The organism is Achromobacter sp. SD115, from assembly GCF_017355315.1.
In the GTDB taxonomy this organism is placed as follows: domain Bacteria; phylum Pseudomonadota; class Gammaproteobacteria; order Burkholderiales; family Burkholderiaceae_B; genus Achromobacter; species Achromobacter xylosoxidans_B.
In genome coordinates this window covers 1-25721 of the sequence record NZ_JADIJM010000035.1, presented here as the reverse complement: position 1 = coordinate 25721, position 25721 = coordinate 1, and the positions used below count along the sequence as shown (strand labels likewise).

The window sequence follows — 25721 nt, the reverse complement described above, 5'->3', positions numbered from 1 at the left end:
TAACTACTGTATATACATACAGCTATAATGACGCATCGGCCACTACCCCGGTTCCTGCCATCCAGGAACCGATTGCCATGCAGTCCCCAGAACGTATCCATCCCGCGTTGTGGCGCGCCACCCAGTTGGCCCAAAGCGCCGCCCGCACCCTGCCCACCGGGCATGCCGCGCTGTCCGCCGAGCTGCCGGACGGCGGCTGGCCGCTGGGTTCCCTGATCGAATTGATGGCCCCGCACCCGGGCATCGGAGAAATCCGCCTGCTGCGTCCGGCCTTGGCCCAACTGGAGACGCGCCGCGCCATCGCCCTGGTGCAGCCGCCGCACGCGCCCCACATCGCCAGCTGGATGAGCTGGCGGCTGGATCCGCGCCAATTGCTCTGGGTGGCGCCGGAAAAACCCGTGGACGCGCTCTGGGCCGCCGAACAGATCCTGAAGAACGGCAGCTGCGGCGCCCTGATCTGCTGGCTGCCCCACGTGCGCCCCGAATCCCTGCGCCGCCTGCACCTGGCCGCCCAGGCCAGCGACCTGCTGTTCATCGCCGTGCGCCCCAGCAGCGCGGCGCAGAACGCCACGCCCGCCCCCTTGCGGCTGGCGCTTGCGCCGGCCGCGGGCGGCCTGTCCGTACACATCCTGAAGCGCCGCGGGCCTGCCTGCGACACCCCCTTATACGTGGGCCTGGACTCCGGCGCCCCCACCCCTGTTTCTCCCCGCCATGCGCCTCTGGATCGCCGCCTTCCTGCGCTGCCTGCCGCTGGACGCACTGCGCCCGCACTGGCCGCTTGAGGGGCAGGCGTTCGCGGTCCTGGAACAGGAACGCGTCGCCGCCCTGACGCCCGCCGCCCGCCGGGCCGGCGTCAAGCCGGGCATGCGCCGCGCCGGCGCGGCCGCCATCGCCCCCGAGGTCGAGCTGCTGCCCCGCGATGTCCAGGCCGAGGCCGACGCCTTGCAGGGCGCGGCGCTGGCCCTGCTGCAATACACGCCCGAAGTCGCCCTGGCCGACGGCGACACCCTACTCCTGAACGTGGGCGCCAGCCTGATGTTCTTCCGCGGCCCGAAAGCGCTGCACCAGCGGGTGACGGCTACCTTGCGCGCCCTGGACCTGCGCGTCTCGCTAGGCATGGCGCCGACCGCCGCCGGCGCCTGGCTGCTGGCGCGCAGCCCCGGCCGGCGCGCGCCCCGGCGCACCCTGACCCTGCCCACGCTGACCCGGCGGCTGGACGCCCTGCCCCTGGCCTTGCTGCCGCAGGCGCAGGCCCGCCGCGACTGGCTCGACGACATCGGCTGCCATACCCTCGCTGACCTGCGCGCCCTGCCGCGCGCGGGCCTGCAACGGCGCAGCGCGCCCGAACTGCTGCAAGCGCTGGACACCGCCTACGGCCAGGCGCCCGAACTGTATCGCTGGATCGAACCGCCGCATCAGTTCTCGCGCCGCATCGAACTCACCGACTACGTCGAGCACACCGACGCGGTGCTGGCGGTGGCGCGCCGCCTGGCCGAGCAGCTGGGCGGCTGGCTCAGCGCCCGGCAACTGGCGGTGCGCCGCGTGGTGCTCAGCATGGAACACGAACGCGGCCGCCACGCCCGGCCGCCCACCGAACTGGAGCTGGCCCTGGCCCAGCCGGTGTGGCAGGCGCCGCAGATCCTCCACCTGCTGCGGGAAAAGCTGGCCCGCTTCACGCTGGAAGCGCCCGTGATCGCCGTGATGCTGCTGGCGCCCGACACGGTCGAGCAGCCCGCCGCCAGCACCACCCTGTTCCCCGAGCCCGGCGGCACGCCCGCCGACCATGCCCGGCTGCTGGACCTGCTGGTGGCGCGGCTGGGGCGCGACCAGGTGCGCCACGCCCATCCGGTTCCCGATCACCGCCCCGAGGCCGCCAACGCCTGGGGCGACGCGCTGTCGCCGCCCCAGCGGCCCGCCCCCCTGCCCGTCCTGCTGGACCGGCCCTTCTGGCTGCTGGACCCGCCGCTACCCTTGAAGCTGTCCGGCCATCGCCCGCAGTACGGCGGTCAGGCGCTGCGGCTGATGCGCGGCCCCGAACGCATCGAAAGCGGCTGGTGGGATCCGGCCCTGACCGTACGCGACTACTTCGTCGCCGAGGACGCCGCCGCCGCGCGTTACTGGATCTACCGCGAGCGCGACGACGAGCACGCCCGCTGGTTCCTGCACGGGCTCTACGCCTGAAGCGGCATGGGCATGGACGACGACGATACCCCCGGCATCCTGGCGCAGCTGCCCGGCTACGCCGAGCTGCAATGCCAGTCCAATTTTTCTTTCCTGCAGGGCGCTTCGCACCCGGAGGAACTGATCGACCGCGCCGCCGAGCTGGGTTACGCCGCGCTCGCCATCACCGACGAATGTTCGCTGGCGGGCGTGGTCCGCGCCCACGTGGAAGCCAAGACCCGCAAGCTGCCGCTCATCATCGGCGCCACCTTCCAGCTGCGCGCCGCGCCCGACGCCGCGCCGCTGGGCCTGACCCTGCTGGCGCAGACCCGCGAGGGCTACGGCAACCTGTCCGAATTGATCACCCTGGCCCGTACCCGCGCGCCCAAGGGCGAATACCGGCTGGCGCCCGAAGACCTCACCGATCCGCCCGCGGGCTACGCCCATCTGCGCCACCTGCCCGAATGCCTGGCCATCCTGAGCCCCGCCTACGGCACCGATGCCGACCGCATGGCCGAGCAGGCGCGCTGGCTGGCGCGCGTCTTCCCCCACCGCGCCTGGGTCGGGCTGACCCTGCTGCACCGCTCCCGCGACGACCTGCACCGCGCCGCGGTCGAACACGCCGCGCAGGCCGCGGAACTCTCCATCGTGGCGCTGGGCCAGGTACAGATGCACCTGCGTTCACGCAAGCCGTTGCACGACACGCTGACCGGCATCCGCACCCGCCAGCCGGTGTCGCAATGCGGCTACGAACTGTCCGGCAACGCCGAGCAGCACCTGCGCACGCGCATGCGCCTGGCCAACCTGTACCCGCCGCAAGCGATGGCCCAGACGCTGGCCGTGGCCCGCCGCTGCGCCTTCTCATTGGACGAACTGCGCTACGAGTACCCGGACGAGATCATTCCGCGCGGCCACACGCCGGCGACCTATCTGCGCCAGGAAACCCTGGCCGGAGCCGCCCGCCGCTTTCCTTTGGGCACGCCGGACAGCGTCACCACCCAGATCGAAAAAGAACTGGCCCTGATCACGGACCTGCACTACGAAGCCTATTTCCTGACGGTCTACGACATCGTCCAGTTCGCCCGCGGCCAGGGCATCCTGTGCCAGGGCCGAGGGTCGGCCGCCAACTCGGCCGTCTGCTATTGCCTGGGCATTACCGAAGTGGACCCGGTGCGCGGCAACAACCTCTTCGAACGCTTCATCAGCAAGGAACGCAACGAGCCGCCCGACATCGACGTGGACTTCGAGCACCAGCGCCGCGAAGAAGTGATCCAGTACATCTACGGCAAATATGGCCGCGAGCGCGCCGCGCTGACCGCCGTGGTCATCTCCTACCGCCCGCGCAGCGTATTGCGCGATACCGGCAGCGCGCTGGGCGTGGACCTCGGTGTCATCGACGCCGTCGCGCGCGCCCACCAATGGTGGGACGGCAAGAAGGAAATGCTGCGCACCCTGGGCGCTTGCGGCCTGGACCCGGAATCGCAGGTGGCGCGGCAGTGGGCATCGCTGGCGCAGACACTGATGGGCTTTCCGCGCCACCTGTCGCAGCACCCCGGCGGCTTCGTGATTTCACGCGGCAAGCTGTCGCGCCTGGTGCCCATCGAGAACGCCGCCATGGCAGACCGCAGCGTCGTGCAATGGGACAAGGACGACCTGGACGCACTCGGCCTGCTGAAGGTGGACGTGTTGGCGCTGGGCATGCTGTCGGCGCTGCGCCGCACGCTGGAGCTGGCCGGCCAGCGCCGCGGCCAGCCCTTGCGGCTGCAGGACATCCCGCCGGACGACACGCCCACCTACGACATGATCTGCGACGCCGACACCATAGGCGTGTTCCAGATCGAATCCCGCGCCCAGATGACCATGCTGCCGCGCCTGCGTCCGCGCCAATACTACGACCTGGTGGTGCAGGTGGCCATCGTGCGGCCCGGCCCGATCCAGGGCGGCATGGTCCATCCCTACCTGCGCCGCCGCCAGGGCAAGGAGCCCGAAACCTATCCCAGCGAAAAAGTGCGCGGTGTGCTCAGCCGCACCATGGGCGTGCCCATCTTCCAGGAACAGGTCATGCAGATCGCCGTCGTGGCCGCTGGCTTCACGCCCGGCGAGTCCGACCAATTGCGCCGCTCCATGGCGGCCTGGAAGCGCAAGGGCGGCGTGGACAAATACCGTACCAAGCTGGTCGGCGGCCTGCTGGCCCATGGCTACAAACTGGATTTCGCCGAAGCGCTGTTCCGGCAGATCGAAGGCTTCGGCGAATACGGCTTCCCCGAAAGCCACGCCGCCAGCTTCGCCCTGCTGGCCTATGCCAGCTCGTGGCTCAAGCGACACGAGCCCGAAGCCTTCCTGGCCGCCCTGCTCAATTCCCAGCCCATGGGCTTCTACGCCCCCGCGCAACTGGTGCAGGACGCCCGCCGCCACGGCGTCTGCGTACTGCCGCCGGACGTCATGATCAGCGGCTGGAACTCGGCGCTGGAAACCCTGCCCGAGGGCCATCCCGGCGCCCGCCGTACCACGCATCCGCACGCGCCCTCCACCGACGGCCCCCGCCCCGCCGTCAGGCTGGGACTGAGCCTGATCCAGGGCATGCGCGAAGACGCCGCCCGGCGCATCGAGGACGCGCGCGCCGCCGCCCCCTTTGCCGACACCGGCGACCTGGCCCGCCGCGCCGCCCTCACCCGCCACGACCTCAACGCGCTGGCCGCCGGCGACGCCCTGCGCACCTTGGCCGGCCACCGCCGCCAGGCCAGCTGGGAAGCCGCCGCCAGCGTGCAGAGCCGCGACCTGCTGCGCGACGCCGCCATCCAGGAAACCCAGGCGCCGCAACTGTCCGCCCCTACCGAGGGCCAGACCGTGGCGGCCGACTACCGCAGCGTGGGCCTGACCCTGCACAGCCACCCCGTGGCCCTGCTGCGCCCCCAACTGGCAGCGCGCAATTTCCAGCCCGCCTCGGTGTTGAACGGCTACCCCGACAAGCGCGTGGCGCGCGCCTGCGGCATCGTCACGGTGCGCCAGCGCCCGCAAACCGCCAAGGGGGTGATCTTCGTCACGCTGGAAGACGAGACCGGCCCCGTCAACGTGGTCGTGCGTACGGAACTCATAGAACGCCAGCGCCGGGAACTGCTGGGGGCCTCGCTGCTGGGCGTCTATGGGTCCTGGCAAAGCGTGGACGGCGTGCGCCATCTGATCGCGCAACGGCTGGTGGATTTGTCCGAACTGCTGGGCGACTTGAACACCCAGAGCCGCAATTTCCACTGACCGCTCCGGACGCATCTCAATCGCCGAACAGCGTGGCCAGATCCAAGGCCTGCGCCATGGCCTGGTAGCCGGCATCGTTGGGATGCAGGTGGTCGCCCGAGTCATACGCGGGCAGCAGCCGCGCCGGATGCGCCGGATCGCGCAGCACCGCGTCAAAATCCACCACCGCGTCGAACACGCCGCTTTCGCGGATCCAGCGGTTCACCTCCCGCCGCACCGCGTCCTTCGCCGGGTTGTAGTGGCCCGACAGCGGCGTGCCGTGCAGCGAGCCTTCATACGGCGCAATGGTGCCGCCCACGATGCGCACGCCGCGCAGGCGGGCCGCCTCCGCCAGTTGCCGGTAGCCCTCGGTCAACCTTGCCGCCGTCATGGGCGCGTCGTCCGGCGCGAAGCCGCTGTCCGGCCAGCCGATGTCATTGATGCCCATCATCATCACTACAGTGCGCACGCCGGGCTGCGACAGCACATCGGCGTCAAACCGCGCCATCGCGTTCACCCCCATCTTGTCGCCCCAGACCCTCGCGCCCGAAATGCCCGCGTTCGCCACGCCCATGCCCTGCGGCGCCAGGCGGCGGGCCAGGAAATCCGGCCAGCGGCGATTGGCGCCGGGCGTCGAGCCATTGCCATCGGTCAAGGAATCCCCAAACGCCACCACCACCGGCGCGCGCGACGGGCTCTCGACCCAGATCCCGGCCAGGAAGGCCCGGCCTTGCAGCGCCTGCGCATCAGGCAGCTCCGCCGCCGCCGTGGCATCGCCCCGCACCAGGGCCCCGGTCTGCTGCGCGCCCCAATGGAAAGTCGTCACCGGCGTCGCCTGGGGGAAGTAAAGGCTGACGGCCAGTTCGGCCAGCGCGGCTACCGGCAGGTCCACCGGATCGCTGACGACCTGCGCGCCCGGCGCCACCGTCACGCTTGGCCGACCGCCAAAGGCCAGTCCGCGGCTGGACGCCGGACTGATCTTTGAAGGGCCGGAGGCCAAGGCAACGCTGGCCGCCCCGATCTCCAGGGGCTGCGTGCCATAGCGGTTGGACAACACCACCCGCAGGCGCGGTCCGCCCACGCTGAGCATCAAGGTCTGCCGCAAGGTCTGACCGCGCAATTCGGCCGGCATTTCCGTGGGCAGCACGAAGGAATCCTCCCACAGCGGTTGCGGGCTGGCGAACCAGGAGCTGACCCAGCTGGAACGCGCGGCATCGGCCGGCGCAATAGGCTGCGCAGCAGCGGCGGACGGGGCCAGGACCGAAAGACCACCGGCCAACGCAACGGCCGAAACCAGGGAATGAAGATTGAAGCGATTCATGACGACTCCTGAAAAAGGGAAAGTGACGCCACGATAGGTTCTTCCCAATTCCACCGGTAGAACCCTAAACTGCATACCACTTCTTCCAAATAGGAATGACCATGGACACCCTGCGCGCCATGCGGGCCTTCGTCCGCGCCGTGGAGCTGGGCACCCTGTCGGCCGTTGCCCGCGAACAGGCCCTGAGCCAGCCAGCCCTGAGCAAGATCGTCGCCGCGCTGGAAAAGGACCTGAACGTGCGGCTGCTGGAACGCAGCACCACCCGCGTCGTACCCACCGAACAAGGCAAGCGCTTCTACGAACGCGCCACCCGCGTGCTGGAGGAATACTCAGAAGCCGTCGCCGACGCCCGCGGCCAGACCGAAAAGCCCACCGGTTTCCTGCGCATCAACGCGCCCGTGGCGCTGGGCCAGTTCCGCCTGAATGCGCTGGTCCGCGAGTTCCTGGACGAATACCCCGACATCCAGGTCGAACTGATCCTGAACGACCGGTTCGTGGACCTGGTGGAAGAAGGCGTGGATGTGGCGCTGCGCCTGGGCGGCAACCTGCCGCCCAACGCCATCGCGCGCAAGGCGGCCGAGTCGCCGCGTTACCTGGTCGCCGCCCCCTCCTACCTGGCGCAGCGCGGCAAGCCCCGCGCGCCCCGCGATCTGGCCGCCCACGAATACGTGCGCTTTGCCTGGCTGGCTGCCGGGGACACCCTGGAACTGCACCAGGGCGCCACCCTCGCCACCGTCCAGACCCAGGGGCGTTTCCGCGTCAACAACGCCCTGGCCATCCGCGAAAGCCTGACCATGGGCGCCGGCATCGGACTCTGTCCCGCCTGGCTGGTCCAGGACCTGGTCGCCAGTGGCGAATTGCTGCGCGTCCTGCCCAAATGGAGCGCCACGCCGCAAGAGGCCTTCCTCATCTACCCTTCGCGCCGCTACCAGTCGCTGCGGGCCCGCCTGCTGATCGGATTCCTGAACGACCGGCTGGGCCGGTTGCCCGGCATGCAGGCGCCTGTCAGTCCTTGATCACAGCGCGCCGCCGCTGGTCTATCATGGCTTTTTCGACGTGTTGTTGTAAGGAGCGTTACATGATCCGTAAGCTGATCCCTTTCCTGCTGGTCGCCAGCCTGACCGCATGCGCCAACACCGGCGCCCCGCGTTCATCCAGCGCGCCGGCAGCCTCCAGCTCCTCAGCCACATCGTCCTCCTCCGACGCCGGGACCAGCTCGTCTGGCGGGTCGTCCTCGTCTGGCGGCTCATCCTCGTTTGGCGGTTCGTCCTACGGTTCGTCTTCCATGGGCGGCGGCAAGACCTGCGACGCCTCGTCGCTGCAATCCCAGATCGGCCAGAAGGCCACCCCGTCCGTCATGGAAAGCCTGCGCACCCGCAGCGGCAGCACCACCGCCCGCATGCTGCGTCCAGGCCAGCTGGTCACCATGGAATACAACGCCACCCGCCTGAACCTGATCGTGGACGACAAGGACGTCATGACCGCGATCCGCTGCGGCTGAATCCGCGCACGGCCGCCCCGCGCTATTCCCCGGGCGGCCTGACCGCCGGCGGCACATGGGGCAGGAACGCCCCAGCCACCTCGAAAGCGCATTCCTCGCGCGCAATGTCGATCACCCGGGCCACCACCGGGTTGACGATGTTCTTCTTGTGCACCGCGTAGTAATTGATCGTGGGCAGGTCGGGTTGCACATTCAGGCGGCACAACGCGCCACGCTCCACCAGCGGCGCGAAATACGCGCCCGGCAGATAGCTGATGCCCAGGCCCAGCATTGTCAGCTGCGCCATCATCCCCAGACTGTTGCAGGTCAGCACGCGTTTGACCGGCAGGCCCTGTTCCGCGAACCAGGCATCGTACAGATGCGACAAGGCGGAATTGGTAGGCTGCGAGATCACCGGATAAGGCGCCAGGTCCTGCGGCGTCAGCTTCGCGGAAAAGTCGATATCCAGCGCCGGACTGGCCATCCAGACATTGGTGACCGCGCCCAGGTGCACGCAATCGTACTGATAGCCCCAGAACGGACCCGGCATGATGGCCAGGTCCAGCTCGTCCTGCTCCAGCCTTTCGTACAGCGTGATGCCGCCGTCGATCTCCGGCATCAATTGCACGCGCGGATAGCGCAGGCTGATCTGGCTGATCAGCCGCGCCAGCCAGGTCATACCCACCAGCTCGGTCACGCCCAGCCGCACCACGCCTTCGAAGCTGGCCGGGTCGGCCATGTTCTGCACGATGCGGCTGTTCAGGTCCAGCATTTCGCGCGCCAGCTCGTACAGCTTGCGGCCCTGCGGGGTCATGATCAGCTTCTTGGCGCGGCGCTCGAACAGCGGCGCGCCGGCGAAGGCTTCCAGTTCGCCCACCCGTTTGGCGACCGCCGACTGGGTGGTGTGCAATTTGCGGGAAGATGCGCTGAAGCTGCCCAGCTGGGAACTCCAGTAGAAAGCCTCTAACTGTTTGAGGGTGTACATCGCGGCGGTCGATGCGAAACGCATGGAAACCCTCACCTTACCATCATGGCAACGCCCGCCGTCCGGCCTCAGCCGCGCGGATGCAGGATGTCCGCCAGGAAGCGCTGCGCCCGCGGATGCGAGGGCGCGCTGAAGAAGCGCTCGGGCGTATCCATCTCCAGGATCTCGCCCGCGTCCATGAAAACCACCCGGTCGCACACGTCGCGCGCGAAGCCCATTTCGTGGGTCACGCACACCATGGTCATGCCGTCCTTGGCCAGGCCCTTCATCACCTGCAGCACCTCGCCCACCATCTCCGGATCGAGCGCGCTGGTGGGTTCGTCGAACAGCATCACAGGCGGCTGCAAGGCCAGCGCCCGGGCGATCGCCACGCGCTGCTGCTGGCCGCCGGACAGCGAACCCGGATAGGCGTCGATCTTGTGCTCCAGCCCCACCCGCTCCAGCAGCCCGCGCGCCAGTTCCACGGCTTGCTTGCGCGGCTGCTTGCGGATGCTGACCGGCGCGAAGATCACGTTTTCCAGCACGCTCATGTGCGGGAACAGATTGAACTGCTGGAACACGAAACCGATCTTCTGGCGCAGCGCGTTCAGGTCCGCCCCCTTGGCATAGATGTCCTTGCCGTCGATCAGGATGCGCCCCTTCTCGATCGGCTCCAGCCGGTTGATCGTGCGGATCATGGTGGACTTGCCCGAGCCCGACGGGCCGCACACCACCAACACCTCGCCGCGCGCCACCGAAAGATCCACGTCCTTCAGCACGTGATGCGCGCCGTACCACTTGTTCACTTTTTCTAGATTGATCATGTTTTGTTCCTTCAAGCCATGGCGCGCGAGCGGCGGATACGCAGGTCCAGCCAGCTCAGCCCGCGGCTCAGGCTGAAGCACACCAGGAAATAAATGATGGCCAGGATGCCGAAGACCTGCAGCGGCTTGGTCAGCACCAGGTTGTTGACCTGGTTGGCCGCGAAGGTCAGCTCATTGACGCTGATGACATAGCCCAGCGAGGTCTCCTTGATAGTGGAGACGAACTGGCTGGTCATGCTGGGTAGCACATTGAACAGCGCCTGCGGCAGCACTACCCGCCGCATCGTGGTCCAGTAGCCCACGCCCAGCGAACGCGACGCTTCGATCTGACCGCGCGGCACCGCCTCGATGCCCGAGCGGATCACTTCCGACAGATAGGCGCTTTCATAGACCACCAGCGCAAAGATCAGCGTCCAGAAGCCGCTGATCACCTGCCCGGTCAGCTTGGGCACCACGAAGTAGGCCCAGAAGATCAACATCAGCAGCGGCATGCCGCGCACCACGTTGACCAGCGCCTTGCTGGCCGTACGCAGCCAGCCATAGGGGCTGACCCGCGCCAGCGCGATCAAGAGCGCCAGCGGCAGCGACAAAGCCAGGCCGCAGGCGGCCAGGATCAGCGTCAGCGCCAGTCCGCCCAGCGGCCCGTTGGGGTATTGGCCAACCAGCAGCGTGGGCCAGTATTGAGACAGTAGATCAAGCACCGTGGCCTCCCCGGTTCAAGCGATAGCGGTCATAGATGCGCGATCCGATCAGCATGATGAGGAACGATCCCAGCAGGTACATGATCGTGGCGGCGCCAAACGTGGCGAAGGTGCGGTAGGTCTCGTTTTCGATCTCGCGCGCCTGGTAGGTCAGCTCCATCACGCCGATGGCCATGGCCACGCTGGTGTTCTTGAACAGCAGCAGCGCGCGCCCCACCAGCGGCGGAATCGAAATCCTCACCGCCTGCGGCACGATCACGAAACGCATGCATTGCAGATAACTCGCGCCCAGCGCCCGGGCGGCCTCGAACTGCGTAAAGGGAATGGCGCGCAAACCGCTGCGGATGTCCTCGGCGATATACGCCGCCGACCCCAGCGCCAGCGCGATCGCCGCCAGCGACATCTCGGCGTTGTGCTGGTACAGCCACATGCGGAAACCCTCGGGCAGCAGCTCGGGCATGCCGAAATACCAAAACAGCACCTGCACCAGCAGCGGCACATTGCGGTGGTATTCCACGTAGGCGTCGACCAACCAGCGGCATGGCGCCAGATTGGTCGCGCGCACCACCACCAGCGTCACCGCGATGGCAAAGGCCATGACCCAGGCAACCAGGAACAGCTGCACGGTCACGGCCATGCCGCTCAGCAGCAGCTGGTATTGGGAAGCGTCAAGTAGGCTCATAAAACAATCAATCTCCTGCTAGCGCGAGGCCCAGACCAAACGTCACGGGTCCCGGTCGCCCGCTGGATGCGGCGCCGGAACCCGTGACGAGGGACTCGCGATGGTGCTTAACCCGACCTCAGCCCGCAATCGGACCGATCTTGAAGCCGCGTTCCAGCTTGTACGGCGTCTCCGGACCAAACCACTTATCGAACAGCTTGGCGGCCACGCCCGAGGCTTCGGCCTCGTCCAGCGCCTGGTTCACCGTTTCCAGGAAACGCGGTTCGGACTTGCGCACACCCAGGCCCCAGGGCTCGTCGAACACCGACTTGGCGATCACGCTGACAGGCGCCGTGGGCGGGCTTTGCAGCACCAGGCGCACCAGCACCAGTTCGGAAGCGAACTGCGCGTCCACCTTCTTCTGCTGCAAGGCCAGGTAGGTGGCCGAGCTGTCGCCATAGCCAATCACCTGCGACTTATCCAGGATGCGCTTGATCTCGCGCTCCGAGCTGGAACCCTTGGTGGCACCGATGCGGCGGCCGTTCAGCGCTTCCACCGTCTCCAGGCCCGAATCCTTGCGCACCAGCAGCTTCTGCGGGCTGACGTAATAGGCATGGCTGAAGCCGATCTGCTGCGCCCGGTCCGGCGAATAACCCAGGTTGGCCGCCAGGATGTCGACCCGCCCTTCGTTCAGTTCCGGCACCCGCGCCGCCACCGACAGCAGCTTGTAGCTGATCTTCACGCCCAGCTTGTCCGCAACCAGCTTGCACACGTCCACGTCATAGCCCACCAGCTGGCGCGTCGCGCCGTCCTGGAAGCTGAACGGCTGCGACGTGCCCAGCGTGCCGCAGATCAACTCGCCGCGCGCCTTGATGTCATCCACCTGATCGGCCTGGGCGGCAGCGCCCAGGGCCAGCGTCGCCAGGCCCAGGCAGGCGGCGAAAAGAGTGTGACGTTTCATGCTTGATTCCCCTTGTATGGTTGTATGGTGAACTGACTGCTTAGCCCGGCCTCAGGCCAGCTTGGCGCAAGCTTCCCGGATGGCCGAGCAGCCCTGCTTGATATCGTCCATCGAAGCCGCGAACGACAACCTGAACGTGCCCGGCGCGCCATAGGCGTGGCCGTCGATGACCGCCACGCCCGCTTCGCGCAACAGATAGTGCGTCAGGTCGGTATCGGTCGCGATCACGTCGCCGGCCGGCGTCTTCTTGCCCAGCAGGCCCGAGCAATCCGGGAACACATAGAACGCGCCCTGCGGCACGACGATCTCCAGACCCGGCGTGCCCGACAATTCCGCAATCGCCAGATCCCGGCGCTGGCGGAACACCTGGGCAAACTCGGCCACGCAATCCTGCGGCCCCGACAAGGCCTCCAGCGCCGCCGCCTGGCTCACCGACGAAGCGCCCGACGTGCTCTGCGATTGCAGAATCGCCATCGCCTTGATCAGCTCGTCAGGACCCGCACCATAGCCGATGCGCCAGCCCGTCATGGCATAGGCCTTGGACACGCCATTGACCACTAGCGTGCGCGTAGCCAGTTCGGGCGCGACCTGCAGCGGATGCACCGTCGGCTCGCCCGTGAAATTCAGGCGAGCGTAGATATCGTCCGTCATCAGCCATACCTGCGGATGGCGCTTCAGCACCTCGGCCAGGCCGCGCAGCTCGTCCGCACTATAGACCGAGCCCGTAGGGTTGCTGGGTGCATTCATCATCAGCCACTTGGTGCGCGGCGTAATCGCGCGCTCCAGCGCTTCGGGCGTGACCTTGTAGCCGGTCGCCGGCGAGGTCTCCACCGCCACCGGCACACCGCCGTTGACCAGCACCATGTCCGGGTACGACACCCAGAACGGCGCGGGGATCAGCACCTCGTCGCCATCGTTCAGCGTGGCTGCCAAGCCATTGAAGATCACCTGCTTCGCGCCCGTGCTGACGATGATGCGCCCCACGGGATAGTCGACGCCGGTCGCTTCCAGCAAATGCTGGGCGGCGGCGCGGCGCAGCGCCACGGTGCCCTGGGCCGGCGGGTACTTGGTTTCGCCGCGGTTCATGGCCGCGGTGGCCGCCAGGCGGATGTGCTCTGGCGTCGAGAAATCCGGCTCGCCGATGGTCAGGTCGATGATGCGGCGGCCTTGCTCGCGCAGTTCGGCGATGATGGCGCGCGCGGCTACGCTGGGCGATAGTTTGATGCGCTTGATGCGGTCGGCGACGATGCTGGTGGTTTGCGGGGTTTGGGTTTGGCTCACGGGTTGGCTCGGCGTTTGGCCCAGGGTTTGGCTCATTTCGCGGCTCCCGTCTTCTCGGCTAGGGTCTTCTCCAGCCAGGGCTTGGTGTAGGTGCCGGCACGCAGCTTTTCCTTCGCCACGACCTCGTCGGCTTCCTTCTTCTGCGCCAGGGCCAGCACGGCTGCGGCATGCTCGGCGGGAATCACCACCACGCCATCCGCGTCGCCCACCACCACGTCGCCCGGATTGACCACCTGGCCACCCACCGACACCGGCACATTGATCTCGCCCGGGCCATCCTTGTACGGCCCCTTGTGCGACACGGCCCGCGCATAGCAACCAAACTCGCCCTGCGCAAACACATCCAGATCGCGCACCGCGCCGTCAATCACAAAACCTTCAATGCCGCGCGACTGCGCATCCATCATCATCAGCTCGCCCACCAGCGCATTGCTGGTATCGCCCGCGCCATCGACAACGATCACGTCGCCCGCGCCACCCAGCGAAATCGCCTTGTGGATCATCAGGTTGTCACCCGGCCGGGTCTTGACGGTCAGCGCCACACCCACCGTGCGCTGGTTGCAGGCATGCAGCGGACGCAGCCCGCCGACGCCGTACAGGCGGTTCATGCAATCGCTGATCTGGGCCGAGCCGATGGCTGCAAAACCGGCCAGCACGTCAGCAGCGACGGCCGGGCCGGTACGAGGAAGAATGCGGTATCCGATGGGATTCATAAGTCTGGGGTAAATGCGTGGACAGCGTTAAGCGAACACGCATTACAAGGCCCCAGGGGGGGTTCCTCAAAACGATATAAATTCCCGGTTATGTAGGAATTTTATTCGTGGATAGTGACGAATAGGGTTATCCCTTATTCGCGGTTGGGCTTTGGGGTCTAGGGTCCGGGCGTTAGACGTTGCCTTTGGCGCCGTGCGTCTCCATCAGCGCCACTGCCCCGGGGAAGAAGATGGTGCCCGTCTGCGCTTCGGCGCCGATTTCGACGTCGAGGCATGGGCGAACACCGTTCCCTTAGTACTGCCGGACCAACCGCCGGCGCGTCACGCTTTCATGGTCGCTACTGCATCAAGGCCAGCGCTTCGTGCATCGCGCCATCTGCATCCGCGCCGTCCTTTCCACGTAGCGCTTGTTCCAACATGGCGTCGGTCAAAGTAGCCACGTGTTCGCAAAGGCCCTCCACTCCTCCCATCAGTGCGGCGACCGACCAGGCATCCAACGGCGGCGAGCCGGTTGCGTCGGGTTCCGATGCGCTGTTGCCGACCATGCGGGCGATGGCCTGGATAGCGTAGCGGGCGCGGTCTATCTGGTGGAGGTGGGAAAGGGAGACTGGGCCGGATTCGAGATTGGTGTCGATGGACCAGGGGTTTTGAGTCAAGGGATGGTGCAGCATGGGGCTGCCTCCTATAGGGCGTGAGTCAGGCCGCGAGCGTTGCGGCTATCCGCCTATAGCTTTCCGGCTTCCAAACCGGACTACCGGTCGGGTAGCGGGGAAAAGTCTACCGCATGGACAGCGGCTGAGCGCCGCAAGAGTGGCAGTTCCGCTGCGGTACGGGAGGTGCTGAGCTTCAAACTGAGAGACCGATTTCGACCCATTGCCGTCATTGGCGGCTTGACAGGAGATTTCGTTCAACACCCGTCTTCAGTCGAGCTGTCAGCTTGAATGAATTATTAGCCGTCACTTAGTTGTCGCCTTGTGTCGTCTAGGCTCAACGCGAACCATCTTCCCCTCTCGCATGAGCACGCCAAGTACGCTCCAGCTTAAGTAATCCTTAGAGCCACCCAGGTAGTCGCTTTGAAGCCCAAGTGCTTTTGCAGCGTCCGAGTTCAGGATACCTTCCGGATTGGCACGGGCTAATTCAAGAATCGATGACTTGATAAGCTCTAGACCAATCTGAGCCTTTTCTACCGATCCGGAAGGAATCACTAAGCCCTTTCTGATCTTCTTGATTGGCCCGCCTGGAATGACCGAATTGGTCAAAGTCCCACCGGTAGATTCTGTACCGAAAGCAGAAATTAGCTCCGCTTCAAGTTTTAGGGCTTGGTGTTCCGTCAAGTCATCCGCAAGAACGGTGGTGACAACACCAACTCCAGCAGCATTGATCTCTGCAATTCTTTTACCCTTACGGGTATTGTCCACCTTAAGCGTGTGCTCCCACGCCCGAACTCCTGTCCCCTTTCCAACGTAGAACGGCACAGCAGGTGTTGTGCGCGGATCTTTCAGTGCATAGATGTAATAAGGATTCATGATTGATGGCTAACGTAACCGGCCGCCGGATCAGCGAAGCTGCAAAGGTGCAAAGGTGCAAAGGAGCTCAACAGCTAAATCACGGGGAAATCTTCTCGGTCTCGATGCTTGTCGGCGGTTGCATCAATCTTGTGCGAAGGATCGATCGTGAGGAACTTCATCTCGACGATGACTTCCCTGTTCCCAAGCAGGAAATCCGCTTTCCTCGTGTTGGACGGGTCCTTTGGAAGTTCAAGGCGATCAATGTTCTTTGCGTTCGGCAAGCTTTCTATGAAGCGCGCAAATCGATCTTCGAGGGTCGGCTTCTTGAGAGAGTGATTCATTCTTCGTTTCCCGTTGGGCTGAAGTCCTAGGCTCGGCGTCCCTGCGTAGGCTGTAGTGGCCAAGTTGTTGTGGGCACTAAGGTCGGTTGTTCTGGCAACCCACCGGCAATCTAGAAGGTGGGAGCCAGATATCCCAGCGTTGTGCGCAGCCGCCGGGTGGTATGGGAGTTCTCGATATAGTCCTGAGTATTACGCTACGCCTCGGCACGCGCGGCGTAGCGGGTCTTCCATAGGCGTTTGACCTTCAGACTCAGGAAGACGCGTTCCATGGCCCGTCACAAGTGCGCGATTTCGCAGGAGCCCATGGCGATTTTTACCAAGACCGATGGGGTTGACAAAAAAATTTCGGACTACGATTTCGCTGCCTAGATGCTGAGAAATTGTGGTCTGACTACCTTTTTCATGAAAGATAGGTGCCAGACTACAATTTCGCAGCATCTGGATAGCGGAGTTGTAATCTAATACCCATTTTAGGCGAAATATTTCGCCAAGAATGGAAACTCTGGCATGCATGCTGCTTTAATGCTAGACGCGATAATCTCATCCCTGGCTGTATGTGACCAGATACCCAAGTAATAATTTTCCGAGTTTTCTTTGGCGAACACGATCCACTCGCCCGTGAATTTTCCCTTGCCACCTCGTTCGTTCATTGATTCAAACACAATTCGGTTAGATAGCTCCTCAATCATCTGCCGAGTTACTACCGGACTTTTCGTAGGATCGAGTACCTCTTCGACAATCTTTCTTGTCCCGTTCTTTCCAAGATGATTCGTAATGTTATGTGCCATCACACTTGGCAGAGCAGGCATGAAGTGCTTGTGCCACAAACCCTTCAAATGTTCACCTTTGAACTGAGACGCCGGTTTGGTTTGGAGGGACGAACGCTGGCCCTCCAGGAACTTCAATTCTTCAATGACATGAAACGGGTCAATTCCGTTGATCTGCTCCAGCAACATCAGATTCAATATAAACAGGGAGCTATAGCGTCCAGCAACTGCTGTTTCCAGGCCGTACATGAGGGCGTAGTCCTGAAGCTCTTTCGGAGTTACCTGCCGCGTTTGATTGCCTCCATGGACATTGAATTTCAGCTCCATGCCTTGTCTCCCAACTTAATGTAAAGAAAAAGTTTAAGCCTAGCTCAGGCACATTTTTTTTGGAAGAATTTCACAAGGCCATTTTTGATGCAAGCATCGATCAGCGTGACGATTTGCGCAATCGGCATAGCATGCCAACGCCGCACATATGGCCCCCAACTCCGCAGCCCTTCCATCACCTGAAGGCGATAGCCTATGGCAAAGAATGGGCCGGAAGTGGACGCTCACGTGAGTCCGCTACCAGCCAGAAGCGGAAGTTCGCTTATTGACGTCGATGTCCGGTGAAGGCTGAGAGGTGCCGGTCGCACACCCGAAAATAGGTGTCAGACTACAATTTCGCTACTTAAGAGCTGAGAAATTGTAGTCTGACACCTATTTCGCACACGCTGCTTGGGAGTAACGGATCCGACAATCTCCGCTAACAGCGACCCTGCGAACGGCACCATACCAAGAGCCGCTTTAACCCCAGCTGCCACATAATCAATCGCGTTGCCGCGTATCTCAGCTGGAAGATTTTTATCGTCTGTCATGTAAAGAGGTCTAACGCCAGAGTTAAGCCGGGCCACGTAAAAAAGGCATCACACCGCATTTTCGTTGCCAAAGAACCAATTTTACTGAGTGTGGTAAAAAATAAGAAAGGTGTCAGACTACAATTTCGCTACCTAAGAGCTGAGAAATTGTAGTCTGACACCTTTTTTCTTCAAGCGCACCCCCGTCTAGGCCCGCCCATAGGGACGTGCAAAGACGTCGGACATGAAAATGCCGCCTGAGCGGCGGCTGTCCGCCTATAGCTTACCCGGCTTCCACTCCGAGACTACCGTTGGTGCGGTAGTGGGGGGAGTATACGGTAGAGAATAATGGGTGGTGGATCTAGGAGGGGCAATTTGGCTACGGTATAGCATGCGCAGGGCATCATATTGGATGGCTCCTCTCGGCCAAGAGCGGCCGTTGCCCTCGTAGCGGTCAGTGCTGCTTCGAGACTAAAAGAAGTCACTTAACGACATCACCTTGTTGTGCCAGGTGAGCAAAACCTGTGCGGCACCTGGAATAGCACTATGAAAGAAGGGAAACGCCGTCAACCGACCGCGCTGCCCTCAGCGCCGCTATGGCGGACGGAATCTCAAGGCAACAAACGAGCGATCGATCACTCCGAGCCATCGGAAGATGGTGCTCAAATGCTATCCAACCAACACTAATTGCTAGCGTGGATGGCTTTCGATCCAGGCTTCGCCTTCATTTTTTCACTCGCTTTGGCTAAAATCCTCGCTACTTCATCGTCCTTGAGATGCTTGCGATGCCAGTCTGCGCACGCTACAGCAACATCATCGGACAAGCTAATGAAATCCGCCTCCGGCTTGTACCTCGCCTTCGCAAGTTGTAACTGCGGCGGATTCTCCAGATATCGAATGAAATCCTCGGGAGTGGGGGCATCGCTCTCCCAGAGCCTTGCGAACTCGACTCGGCAGCGCTGTTCACCGACTCCCGCTCTTCCAAGCTCAAATCCGAACGATCCGCCCGGCTTGAAGAATCGACTCAGCAACGACTCATCAATGTAGTACACGTCGTCGTGATAACCCATCGCAAACGGAAGCGAGAATACTACACAAAACACTGGCTTCTTATCAATTGCCTCAGGATAGTCAGCCGATATTATGTCGGGGTAGTCAAGCAAGCCTTGACGAAGCCGCTTTACTTGATCCGTGTGATCACGTACCTCATTGGCGAAATTAGCTACGGCAACTGGGTTTCCAAATGGGATGCCGCGGTTTTTGCATTCAATGAAGAAGACATAATCGCCCCACACGAAGGTCACGTCATAGTCGTACTCCGCTTTAGGGTTGCCCCGTTTGACTTTCAGCGTTTTCGCATCGAAGCTCTGTTCGCGCAGAAGATCGAGAATGTGCTGCTCAAAAGCGGGACCTCTACCCGGAAAGCTGTGCTTTGCATTCTCCAAGCTTGAAAGCATCAGCTTAACAAGATTCGAACTAACTATAGAAAACCCAAAGAGGAGGTACGAACCGCTCGCGAGGCGGATCATCGGCTGATCATACAAGTCACGGCTTGATCGATTGAATGTCGCCGTTTTTATGAAAATGTCAGCTGAAGCCTCTGATAAACCGAATCGAATTAGTTCAGCATGAATCTTGCCTCGAGTGAAGACAGGAAAATACGTGCCATCGGCGCCTACGGCGGATGTCAAGATCAACTTTAATACCGCGTAACCGCGAAGACGCTCCGAGAGGAGCAAGCTACCCGCTTTGGTCTTGTCGAGCGGTAAGCAAAGATACTGCGACAACATAGTGCCAGCGTGGACTTCTTCAACAGACACAACTCCGTGGGGAGGAAGTTTCACCTCGGGAGCGGAGCGTGAAGCAATCACCTTGGGCACATCGGTGTTGAATAGAATTTCCTGGAAAGTCTGGACCATACGCACATCGAACCTTTCGGTAGCGATCACGTCCATTAATACGATTTCACTATGAGGCCTAAATTCGAACGCGGTGACGATTTTCGCGCCTTCGGATAATCCCTTCACCCATTCAGGGAGCTGCGGCGTCTCCCATTCTTTAAGACTAGCTTGGGACAGTCGAACGCGCTCATCGACCGTTTTCCAGCGCCTCCAAAGAATCGCATTGAACAGCTTCAACTCAGCAGCAGCTTTGTCTGCGTTGCTTACTGGCATGGGTACAGGGAGCACTAGCTCTCCCGTTGCGTCAAAATAGGAATGCCGGTATCCCTCCAACTGCAAGGCGTCAGTTGCCGCAAGCGTCAAACCGTGATAAGCCGCGTCCGGGTTGTATGAAGTTCCGTTGACGTCCTCGACCGTAATATTTGAGCTAAGGACTTTTGCCCCTTTAACTGCGCGATCTTGGTCTAACTTTAATTGCTTGCCAACACTCGACAGAAACGAGAGAATCGAACTTACTCTTTTCTCAGGTGACAAATTTGAGAACTGCAAGTTTTCCTCTTGGGAGAGAATCGCGATATAGCCTTTGTCGATACTCCGAAAGGTCTTGTGCATAAAGGCCACCATGCCCGCAGCTTCCGCTACGCATCTTTCCTGCAAATACCTCTCGAACTCAGCGAGCAGGCAGTCGCGTTTCACCCCATCATCGCCCGGGCGACGACGAATCATACTGTCACATCGCAGAACCAAATTTAGCACTACTTCAAGATTATCCTCAGTGAGATCTATGCTCTCCAACTGTTCCCGCAACGCAGGCCAATTGAGGCTCTTTAGCGCTTTCTTCGTCTTTTCTTGATTTAGGGTCATAGATCGCCTTTGCTTTGCTGCACACAATTTTAACTGATGTAGACAGAACGCCGAATTATTTCGTAGCACTGAGCCAAGGCAAAGTAATCTGCACAGGAATAATTATCTGCTATCTACCTGCGGTGCAGGATACGGGGGAAAGGAGAGATTGCGCAATAAAGGTCAGACTACAATTCCGCAGCATCTAGGCAACGATACTGTAGTCTGACACCTATTTTCGTCGGTGCTGATGAAAGATTTTTTCTATCATGCGGTTTTCAGGATCCTGATGCCGCTCCGCGGGATACGGTCGACCAAGGGTGCTAAACAGGCATTGTGAACGGAGGGGCTGCGATCACTACCGACCCGGAGCGACCTCTCGGCAAAGTGGAAAGCGGACGTTCAGGTCGAATTAACCTAAAGGTGATCGGCATGTTAGGGCGCACGATGCACTCCGCTGGAACCAGCGCGCTCACCTCAGTTCCCTTGTGGCTTCAGAGGAATCTTGTCACTCTCATCCACCTTACTCTGTAGCTTTGCCAGGGTACTGATCGGAACTGAGTGCAAGTTTGTCTTCGGTTTCGCTCGAGTCTTGACTGCTTCCCAAGCGATCGCGCCCGGGCCGTTGAACACCTCTGTGAAACTACCGTCTGCATGGACCTGGACCCCAAGATAGTAGTTCGGGACGTGGTCCGCGGGGAACGTAAGGCTCTTCTTCATCGTCGCCTTAATCTGAACCAAACGACCGTCCGAAGTCTCCGCGTCATGGTGCTTCTTTATGTCTGCAAACAACTCCAAGTCGTACGCGTCCTCCACAAGAACCTCACCGATATCGCCGACAAGGCGGCCATCCAGGGTGAACTTCTTCTTCGGATACGCGACGCACAGCTTCGCGACGATGGCGAGCATCTGTTTGACGGCCTCTGGAATCGTAATTGCCATATCAGTGCGCTCTAACGTTGAAATTGACCGACGCAATGCCGCTGTACGTCCGAGCCGAACAACCTGTTGGAGCGCACGCTAGTACAGAAGAGTTTCCATGACGACAACACCGCGCACTTCCTCCAAGTAGGACTTATCCTTCTTCTTGCATAAGCTTTGAAACGCCTTGTAGCTCCCGGCATTTACAAAAAGCAGCGTCACTTCGCTTCGGTCGAACGTGAAGTCACCCGGTACTCGCCATTCTCTCTCGTGCGTCCAGTCGATTATGTTGTTCTCGTCACTCAGATCGAAATTGACTATGCGCCACCACTGATCGGAGGACAAGTACTCTTTCGCTACCCGAGTCTGGTCGTACACCACGGGGCGCGCGCCCTTCCCATAGGCATAATCCTTCGCGAAGGCAATTCCCATGGCGCGATAGCGTACTTTGGCCTTCTCGTTCTGTTCCTTGTACTTCTGTTCGTAGAAAACGTTCTGGCAAATGGCACCAAGGGGAGCATCTTGGAAACACACAGCAGAGATGTTGCCAACAATAAATGCCTGATGCACAGGGCTGGCGACGATGCGCTGCTGGTCCACGATGTCGAAGAGGACTTCAGCCGTTCCCTTCGTTGCTCCGGCCGTCTGCTCTCGCGTCAGGTGAACGACTTGCGTCGATAGGTCTGTTCGCTCTGCGATGCGACGCTTCCAGGTCTTCTTGTCGTAGCCCACAATGCGTTCTAACCTCAATTATGGTTAAAAAATTTCTGCCTAACCTCGGAGGCCGGTAGTCTAACCCAGATGCGTAAATCGCTAGAAACCTGCGCCTGTGCTGCATTCCATCGCAACCAGCCTGATTAAGCAGCAGATAAGAACCCCGAATTAAAAGGGTGACAGACTACAATTTAACAAATGAGATTCGTAGTCTGACACCTTAATTTCCAAAGCTCCTCAAATACTAGCGACCCAAGGACCGTACGATCATCCGAACGCGGCCCTAACTACTCCGCCATAGGCATCGGCGTGTTTTTCATTTCGTTGATCGCCTTCATGAGTTTGATGGTTGTCCCACCATCGAGTGCATCGCCTTGGTAGCGCACTTCATACAGGCCCTGAAGGTTGCTCGGCAGTTTGACGCCTTCCTTAACCAGCAAGATAAAGCGACGGCCATACAGCGCCATCGCAGCGCCAATCTCGATCAGCACATTTGAGTTGACAGTCGTGACTTCATCACCGGCTGGGTCCATGAGCTTCTGTTCACCGTCCACATGAATGATTGCCGCAGCACAGCCGCGCATGTCGTTCATTACCTTATCTGGAACCGGTTGAGCAACTGATTGCTTCTCTACGGACACAACAGGAATCAGCTCGCCAAACGCAAGAAGCTCTTTAATCGGGTCAATGAAGGTGGTGTTCTTACCGTGCGTGATGAACACCTTACGCATCCGACCGTCTGTTGCGGCCGAAGCTGCCTGCGGGGCGGTAGTAGCGATGACGGCTTCACCAGGAATTGGTTCTACGATAGTTGCGGCGCGAGCGGCGAGCGTGACAGCAGGATTTTCTTCATCTGCTCCAGGTACTTCGTCTAAGCCAGGAGGACGAGTGCCCACGAGGTCAGCGTACTTCTTATCCCTGATCGTGCGAATGAAACCTACGCTGTCAGCTGTCGTCATAATCATGTCGAAGACTTGCTTGGTGCGGTCTTCAGGCACTTTCATCTGTTCAAGAACATGCTCGGCGATCTTTTCCCGCGGCAACTGTGAGCCGGAATACTTCGACAGAAACTCGCGAATGATTCGTGGCTTCAAAACAGCTTCGCGCTTGGCAACAAGGTCATCACCCTCTTCCGTGGGTTTGCAGATGCGGCGTGCAAGGTCTGTGACAGACACGGAAGCGGCGTTATAGCCACCTATTGTTAGGCCATACGCGATTGAGGCGCCGCAAAGCATACGGAACTTGGTGTTCGTGGTCTGCATTTCCAGACCAGCAGCCACGTCGAGAGGAGTAGAAGGGCCACCGCCGTATTCGGAGAAGATGACCTCGGCAACGACAAGCGCTTCATCAATGCTGAACGTGGGAATGTCTTCCTGCGACATGTATGAACGGGTTTTTTCAGGAGCCTTCGCCGCTTTAGGGGCCAATTTCTTCGCCGCTGCCTTCTTTGCAGGCACCTTCTTGGTCACTGTCGCCATGATCTCACTCCTTATTTTATGATGGGCTACTATAACAATAAGGGCCCTGCCCAGGTCGAGGCCTCCGTGCCTTAACCAAACCATCCGAGAAATCCGGGCCGGCGCAACCAAAATTAAACCACCACAGTGCTTTTGGGGACAGTTACCACGGCTGGTCGAAGCAACAGCGCCGTCTAATTTTCAGGAGTTTGCCTGCTCCGAATCTAGCTGCGCATCATCTCCTTGCGCCGCTGATTCAACCCAAACGTGCGCGCCCGCCGTCCCAAGGTCGACCGGAGGAAAAGGTGTCAGACTACAATTTCGCAGCATCGAGCTAGCGAATTTGTAGTCTGAAACCTTTTCCATTGGCCTGGCAGCTGCACTTCGTCTTGTGAATGGCATCGACTTCATTCTGAGGGTGGCGCAAGATAGACCTATCAGGCCCACCACGCTTCCATCGCGGTCCGCGCTTTAGCACACATAGCCAAGGCGCTCTGAATGTGCAAAGCGGCTGCGCTCAGATGTTGGACCGCATCCAAATTCAGCTCTGGGTCAAAGCCAAGAGGGTCACAAGCAAGCGAGATGCTCGCCCGGGCATCGAGCAGATGACGCACAAAGGCACGGTCAAAATCGGCGAACCGAGACTGGAGCATTGAATCAAGCGTAGCCTCATGCTTCATCAAACTTGAGTCAATCTCGCTGTACTCCTCGCGCATCAGTTTCGCTTCTACCACGTCCCGCCCGATCCCCACTAGATCTAGACGGATACGGACCAAGGCATCTCGCTGCCCATAAACCGCGAGAGCTCCTAACACAGTACGATCCCGACGCTCTTTGTGTGCAGGCCACCAAGCCAGAAACACTGCCGCGAGGGCCGAACCAATCGTGCCAAAGGCCGTCATCAAGTCCCACCATTTGGCGTCGGCCAAGACATCTACTTTCGTGGCAACAACAAAACCAATAAGCACTCCGCTAAGCGTCAATGCTGCGCCGAGAAGCATTCCCTTCATGTCCGTCGCTCCCTAATACTGGGAACGCATCGTATCCTACCCCTCCCATTGCGTCAGCAAACAATGCCAGGTTAGACGTGTTGTCCTGTCAGGCATTGCTCCAGCAGCGCAATCCGACCTTTCACTGAAGCCCATTCCTCACGAACACCAGTAATGTTCTTGCCCACGTGGACCAGCTCAAGCTTGGAAACCTCAGTGTCAGACTACAATTTCTGAGCCATAGGGAGCGAAATCGTAGTCTGACACCTACTTTCTGGGCAGAGTATCGCTCCCTGTTCTGCGCGCAACCAAGAGCCTGCACATACGCGCAGCAGGGAAAGATAGTTACTTCTTGCAGAGATAGTTGAACAAGTCACTCTTGCTAGATCCGGGGACAAGATCGAACCATCTTGTTGGATTCGTTTTGATAGCACGCACAGAAGTCTCGCTATCACCTAATGTCCGCATTTTTCCCGCCTTGCAGTCCGTCTCAGTGCGGGTATAAACCACGCTATCCACTCCGTCCCGCCTAGTCACCGCTGTGATTACGCCAGCCTTGGTGGAGCTTTCCAACAGGTAGTACTTTCCCTTATCACCCTGAACACTGCGCGGAATTCGCACCTCGGCGGCAAAGGACGCGTGTGCGATCATCATCGGGCCAACTATTGCCAACACGTATCGCGAATTCATTTTTTATTCCTTAGGCTAGTCAACGAAACCCTCGCCACCTTCTTCTAGGAGGATTCCTTATATACGAAAGAAAGTGGCAAATTATCATTTGTCGATTTTCATTATATGCTGACTACCATAATCCAATGGCGATAACCTCCAAAGATTCTTATTGTAGGAAGGTGCGTCGGGAGTGAAATCAGGCCGGGGCTTGACCGTGGTGCTGCACACCGCGATCCTGAAAATGCGGGCACGGACTAGAATGCCGTCGTTGAGAGAGTCGATTCCAAAGTCCCCGTGCGTGGTCTGGCCCGCGCTGTAGGCAGGAAACTCTGACCATCCCACTTCGCGGTCCGGGCACATCTATCCGAAGCGTCTTGGGTGCAGCGCACTTCAATAGGAGGGACCGATTTAGCGATGGCTGGCGCGGAACACGCAGCGAGGGCCAGTGCGATCACTGCTTTTTCATCTAGTTATC

Annotated in this window: 22 protein-coding genes; 5 read left to right on the top strand and 17 right to left on the bottom strand. The window is 60.9% G+C overall.

The annotated features are described in order from the left end of the window. The first annotated feature begins 77 nt into the window (after positions 1–77). From imuA to IPU70_RS30810, 3 genes are read left to right on the top strand one after another with little or no spacing between them, the layout of a single operon-like run. Entirely contained in the window at positions 78–782 is a 705-nt protein-coding gene (gene imuA / locus IPU70_RS30820; RefSeq protein WP_207473193.1) for a translesion DNA synthesis-associated protein ImuA, read from the top strand. Continuing rightward, the gene (locus tag IPU70_RS30815; protein ID WP_207473185.1) at positions 712–2181 is read left to right on the top strand and encodes a DNA polymerase Y family protein; all 1470 of its coding nucleotides are present in this window, start codon (positions 712–714) and stop codon (positions 2179–2181) included. The genes imuA and IPU70_RS30815 overlap by 71 nt, the downstream gene beginning before the upstream one ends. 6 nt (positions 2182–2187) lie before the next feature. Next, positions 2188–5412: an error-prone DNA polymerase gene (locus tag IPU70_RS30810; RefSeq protein ID WP_207473184.1), complete on the top strand. Its 3225-nt coding sequence runs from the start codon at positions 2188–2190 to the stop codon at positions 5410–5412. Positions 5413–5428: 16 nt separating this feature from the next. Here IPU70_RS30810 and IPU70_RS30805 read toward each other — a convergent pair whose 3' ends face one another. After that, positions 5429–6712: an SGNH/GDSL hydrolase family protein gene (locus tag IPU70_RS30805; protein WP_207473183.1), complete on the bottom strand. Its 1284-nt coding sequence runs from the start codon at positions 6710–6712 to the stop codon at positions 5429–5431. Between the two features lie 101 nt (positions 6713–6813). Between IPU70_RS30805 and IPU70_RS30800 the strand changes: the two genes are divergently transcribed. Both IPU70_RS30800 and IPU70_RS30795 read left to right on the top strand, forming a co-directional pair. Further along, positions 6814–7728 carry a LysR family transcriptional regulator gene (locus IPU70_RS30800; RefSeq protein ID WP_207473182.1) on the top strand — a complete coding sequence of 305 codons (915 nt, stop codon included), beginning with the start codon at positions 6814–6816 and terminating at the stop codon, positions 7726–7728. A gap of 62 nt (positions 7729–7790) precedes the next feature. Further along, complete coding sequence (locus IPU70_RS30795) at positions 7791–8213, top strand: I78 family peptidase inhibitor (RefSeq protein WP_207473181.1); 423 nt, start codon at positions 7791–7793, stop codon at positions 8211–8213. A 22-nt stretch (positions 8214–8235) separates the two neighbouring features. On the opposite strand, the gene IPU70_RS30790 is transcribed toward IPU70_RS30795, so the two are convergent. The 16 genes from IPU70_RS30790 to IPU70_RS30715 form a co-directional block, all read right to left on the bottom strand. Beyond that, on the bottom strand, positions 8236–9201 hold the full coding sequence (locus tag IPU70_RS30790; protein WP_242702773.1) for a LysR family transcriptional regulator: 966 nt from the start codon (positions 9199–9201) through the stop codon (positions 8236–8238). 44 nt (positions 9202–9245) lie between these two features. After that, a complete protein-coding gene (locus IPU70_RS30785) occupies positions 9246–9980 on the bottom strand; it encodes an amino acid ABC transporter ATP-binding protein (protein ID WP_013394167.1) in 735 nt (244 codons plus the stop codon). A gap of 11 nt (positions 9981–9991) precedes the next feature. Further along, positions 9992–10681 (bottom strand): amino acid ABC transporter permease, encoded by a 690-nt coding sequence (locus IPU70_RS30780; RefSeq protein ID WP_013394168.1) that lies wholly within the window; start codon positions 10679–10681, stop codon positions 9992–9994. Next, entirely contained in the window at positions 10674–11363 is a 690-nt protein-coding gene (locus tag IPU70_RS30775; RefSeq protein WP_013394169.1) for an amino acid ABC transporter permease, read from the bottom strand. Before IPU70_RS30775 ends, IPU70_RS30780 begins: the two co-directional genes overlap by 8 nt. A gap of 118 nt (positions 11364–11481) precedes the next feature. Further along, positions 11482–12303 carry an ABC transporter substrate-binding protein gene (locus IPU70_RS30770; RefSeq protein ID WP_207473180.1) on the bottom strand — a complete coding sequence of 274 codons (822 nt, stop codon included), beginning with the start codon at positions 12301–12303 and terminating at the stop codon, positions 11482–11484. Positions 12304–12354: 51 nt separating this feature from the next. Further along, on the bottom strand, positions 12355–13620 hold the full coding sequence (locus tag IPU70_RS30765; RefSeq protein WP_242702772.1) for an aminotransferase class I/II-fold pyridoxal phosphate-dependent enzyme: 1266 nt from the start codon (positions 13618–13620) through the stop codon (positions 12355–12357). Beyond that, the gene (locus IPU70_RS30760; protein ID WP_207473178.1) at positions 13617–14297 is read right to left on the bottom strand and encodes an RraA family protein; all 681 of its coding nucleotides are present in this window, start codon (positions 14295–14297) and stop codon (positions 13617–13619) included. Before IPU70_RS30760 ends, IPU70_RS30765 begins: the two co-directional genes overlap by 4 nt. Positions 14298–14635: 338 nt before the next feature. Continuing rightward, positions 14636–14968 (bottom strand): hypothetical protein, encoded by a 333-nt coding sequence (locus tag IPU70_RS30755; protein ID WP_207473176.1) that lies wholly within the window; start codon positions 14966–14968, stop codon positions 14636–14638. Between the two features lie 285 nt (positions 14969–15253). After that, positions 15254–15823 carry a GIY-YIG nuclease family protein gene (locus IPU70_RS30750; RefSeq protein WP_207473174.1) on the bottom strand — a complete coding sequence of 190 codons (570 nt, stop codon included), beginning with the start codon at positions 15821–15823 and terminating at the stop codon, positions 15254–15256. 74 nt (positions 15824–15897) lie between these two features. Then, positions 15898–16146: a hypothetical protein gene (locus IPU70_RS30745; RefSeq protein ID WP_207473167.1), complete on the bottom strand. Its 249-nt coding sequence runs from the start codon at positions 16144–16146 to the stop codon at positions 15898–15900. 470 nt (positions 16147–16616) lie between these two features. Next, positions 16617–17240, bottom strand: a complete 624-nt coding sequence (locus IPU70_RS30740; RefSeq protein ID WP_207473165.1) for a hypothetical protein — start codon at positions 17238–17240, stop codon at positions 16617–16619. Between the two features lie 1192 nt (positions 17241–18432). After that, positions 18433–20514, bottom strand: coding sequence for a hypothetical protein (locus IPU70_RS30735; RefSeq protein ID WP_207473163.1), 2082 nt, complete (start codon positions 20512–20514; stop codon positions 18433–18435). Between the two features lie 456 nt (positions 20515–20970). Then, a complete protein-coding gene (locus IPU70_RS30730; protein WP_207473155.1) occupies positions 20971–21435 on the bottom strand; it encodes a hypothetical protein in 465 nt (154 codons plus the stop codon). A gap of 78 nt (positions 21436–21513) precedes the next feature. After that, entirely contained in the window at positions 21514–22146 is a 633-nt protein-coding gene (locus IPU70_RS30725) for a hypothetical protein (protein ID WP_207473154.1), read from the bottom strand. 269 nt (positions 22147–22415) lie between these two features. Continuing rightward, positions 22416–23606, bottom strand: a complete 1191-nt coding sequence (locus IPU70_RS30720) for a TIR domain-containing protein (protein ID WP_207473152.1) — start codon at positions 23604–23606, stop codon at positions 22416–22418. A gap of 416 nt (positions 23607–24022) precedes the next feature. Beyond that, on the bottom strand, positions 24023–24595 hold the full coding sequence (locus tag IPU70_RS30715; RefSeq protein WP_207473150.1) for a hypothetical protein: 573 nt from the start codon (positions 24593–24595) through the stop codon (positions 24023–24025). Positions 24596–25721: the final 1126 nt, after the last annotated feature.

Bases quoted from the DNA above. Each gene is read 5' to 3' on its own strand.
- IPU70_RS30815 (WP_207473185.1), top strand. From the start codon at position 712: ATGCGCCTCTGGATCGCCGCCTTCCTGCGCTGCCTGCCGCTGGACGCA.
- imuA (WP_207473193.1), top strand. From the start codon at position 78: ATGCAGTCCCCAGAACGTATCCATCCCGCGTTGTGGCGCGCCACCCAG.
- IPU70_RS30755 (WP_207473176.1), bottom strand. From the start codon at position 14,968: ATGCTGCACCATCCCTTGACTCAAAACCCCTGGTCCATCGACACCAAT.
- IPU70_RS30745 (WP_207473167.1), bottom strand. From the start codon at position 16,146: ATGAATCACTCTCTCAAGAAGCCGACCCTCGAAGATCGATTTGCGCGC.
- IPU70_RS30720 (WP_207473152.1), bottom strand. From the start codon at position 23,606: ATGGCGACAGTGACCAAGAAGGTGCCTGCAAAGAAGGCAGCGGCGAAG.
- IPU70_RS30715 (WP_207473150.1), bottom strand. From the start codon at position 24,595: ATGAAGGGAATGCTTCTCGGCGCAGCATTGACGCTTAGCGGAGTGCTT.
- IPU70_RS30740 (WP_207473165.1), bottom strand. From the start codon at position 17,240: ATGGAGCTGAAATTCAATGTCCATGGAGGCAATCAAACGCGGCAGGTA.
- IPU70_RS30770 (WP_207473180.1), bottom strand. From the start codon at position 12,303: ATGAAACGTCACACTCTTTTCGCCGCCTGCCTGGGCCTGGCGACGCTG.
- IPU70_RS30735 (WP_207473163.1), bottom strand. From the start codon at position 20,514: ATGACCCTAAATCAAGAAAAGACGAAGAAAGCGCTAAAGAGCCTCAAT.
- IPU70_RS30765 (WP_242702772.1), bottom strand. From the start codon at position 13,620: ATGAGCCAAACCCTGGGCCAAACGCCGAGCCAACCCGTGAGCCAAACC.
- IPU70_RS30805 (WP_207473183.1), bottom strand. From the start codon at position 6,712: ATGAATCGCTTCAATCTTCATTCCCTGGTTTCGGCCGTTGCGTTGGCC.
- IPU70_RS30775 (WP_013394169.1), bottom strand. From the start codon at position 11,363: ATGAGCCTACTTGACGCTTCCCAATACCAGCTGCTGCTGAGCGGCATG.
- IPU70_RS30795 (WP_207473181.1), top strand. From the start codon at position 7,791: ATGATCCGTAAGCTGATCCCTTTCCTGCTGGTCGCCAGCCTGACCGCA.
- IPU70_RS30760 (WP_207473178.1), bottom strand. From the start codon at position 14,297: ATGAATCCCATCGGATACCGCATTCTTCCTCGTACCGGCCCGGCCGTC.
- IPU70_RS30800 (WP_207473182.1), top strand. From the start codon at position 6,814: ATGGACACCCTGCGCGCCATGCGGGCCTTCGTCCGCGCCGTGGAGCTG.
- IPU70_RS30790 (WP_242702773.1), bottom strand. From the start codon at position 9,201: ATGCGTTTCGCATCGACCGCCGCGATGTACACCCTCAAACAGTTAGAG.
- IPU70_RS30730 (WP_207473155.1), bottom strand. From the start codon at position 21,435: ATGGCAATTACGATTCCAGAGGCCGTCAAACAGATGCTCGCCATCGTC.
- IPU70_RS30810 (WP_207473184.1), top strand. From the start codon at position 2,188: ATGGGCATGGACGACGACGATACCCCCGGCATCCTGGCGCAGCTGCCC.
- IPU70_RS30785 (WP_013394167.1), bottom strand. From the start codon at position 9,980: ATGATCAATCTAGAAAAAGTGAACAAGTGGTACGGCGCGCATCACGTG.
- IPU70_RS30750 (WP_207473174.1), bottom strand. From the start codon at position 15,823: ATGAATCCTTATTACATCTATGCACTGAAAGATCCGCGCACAACACCT.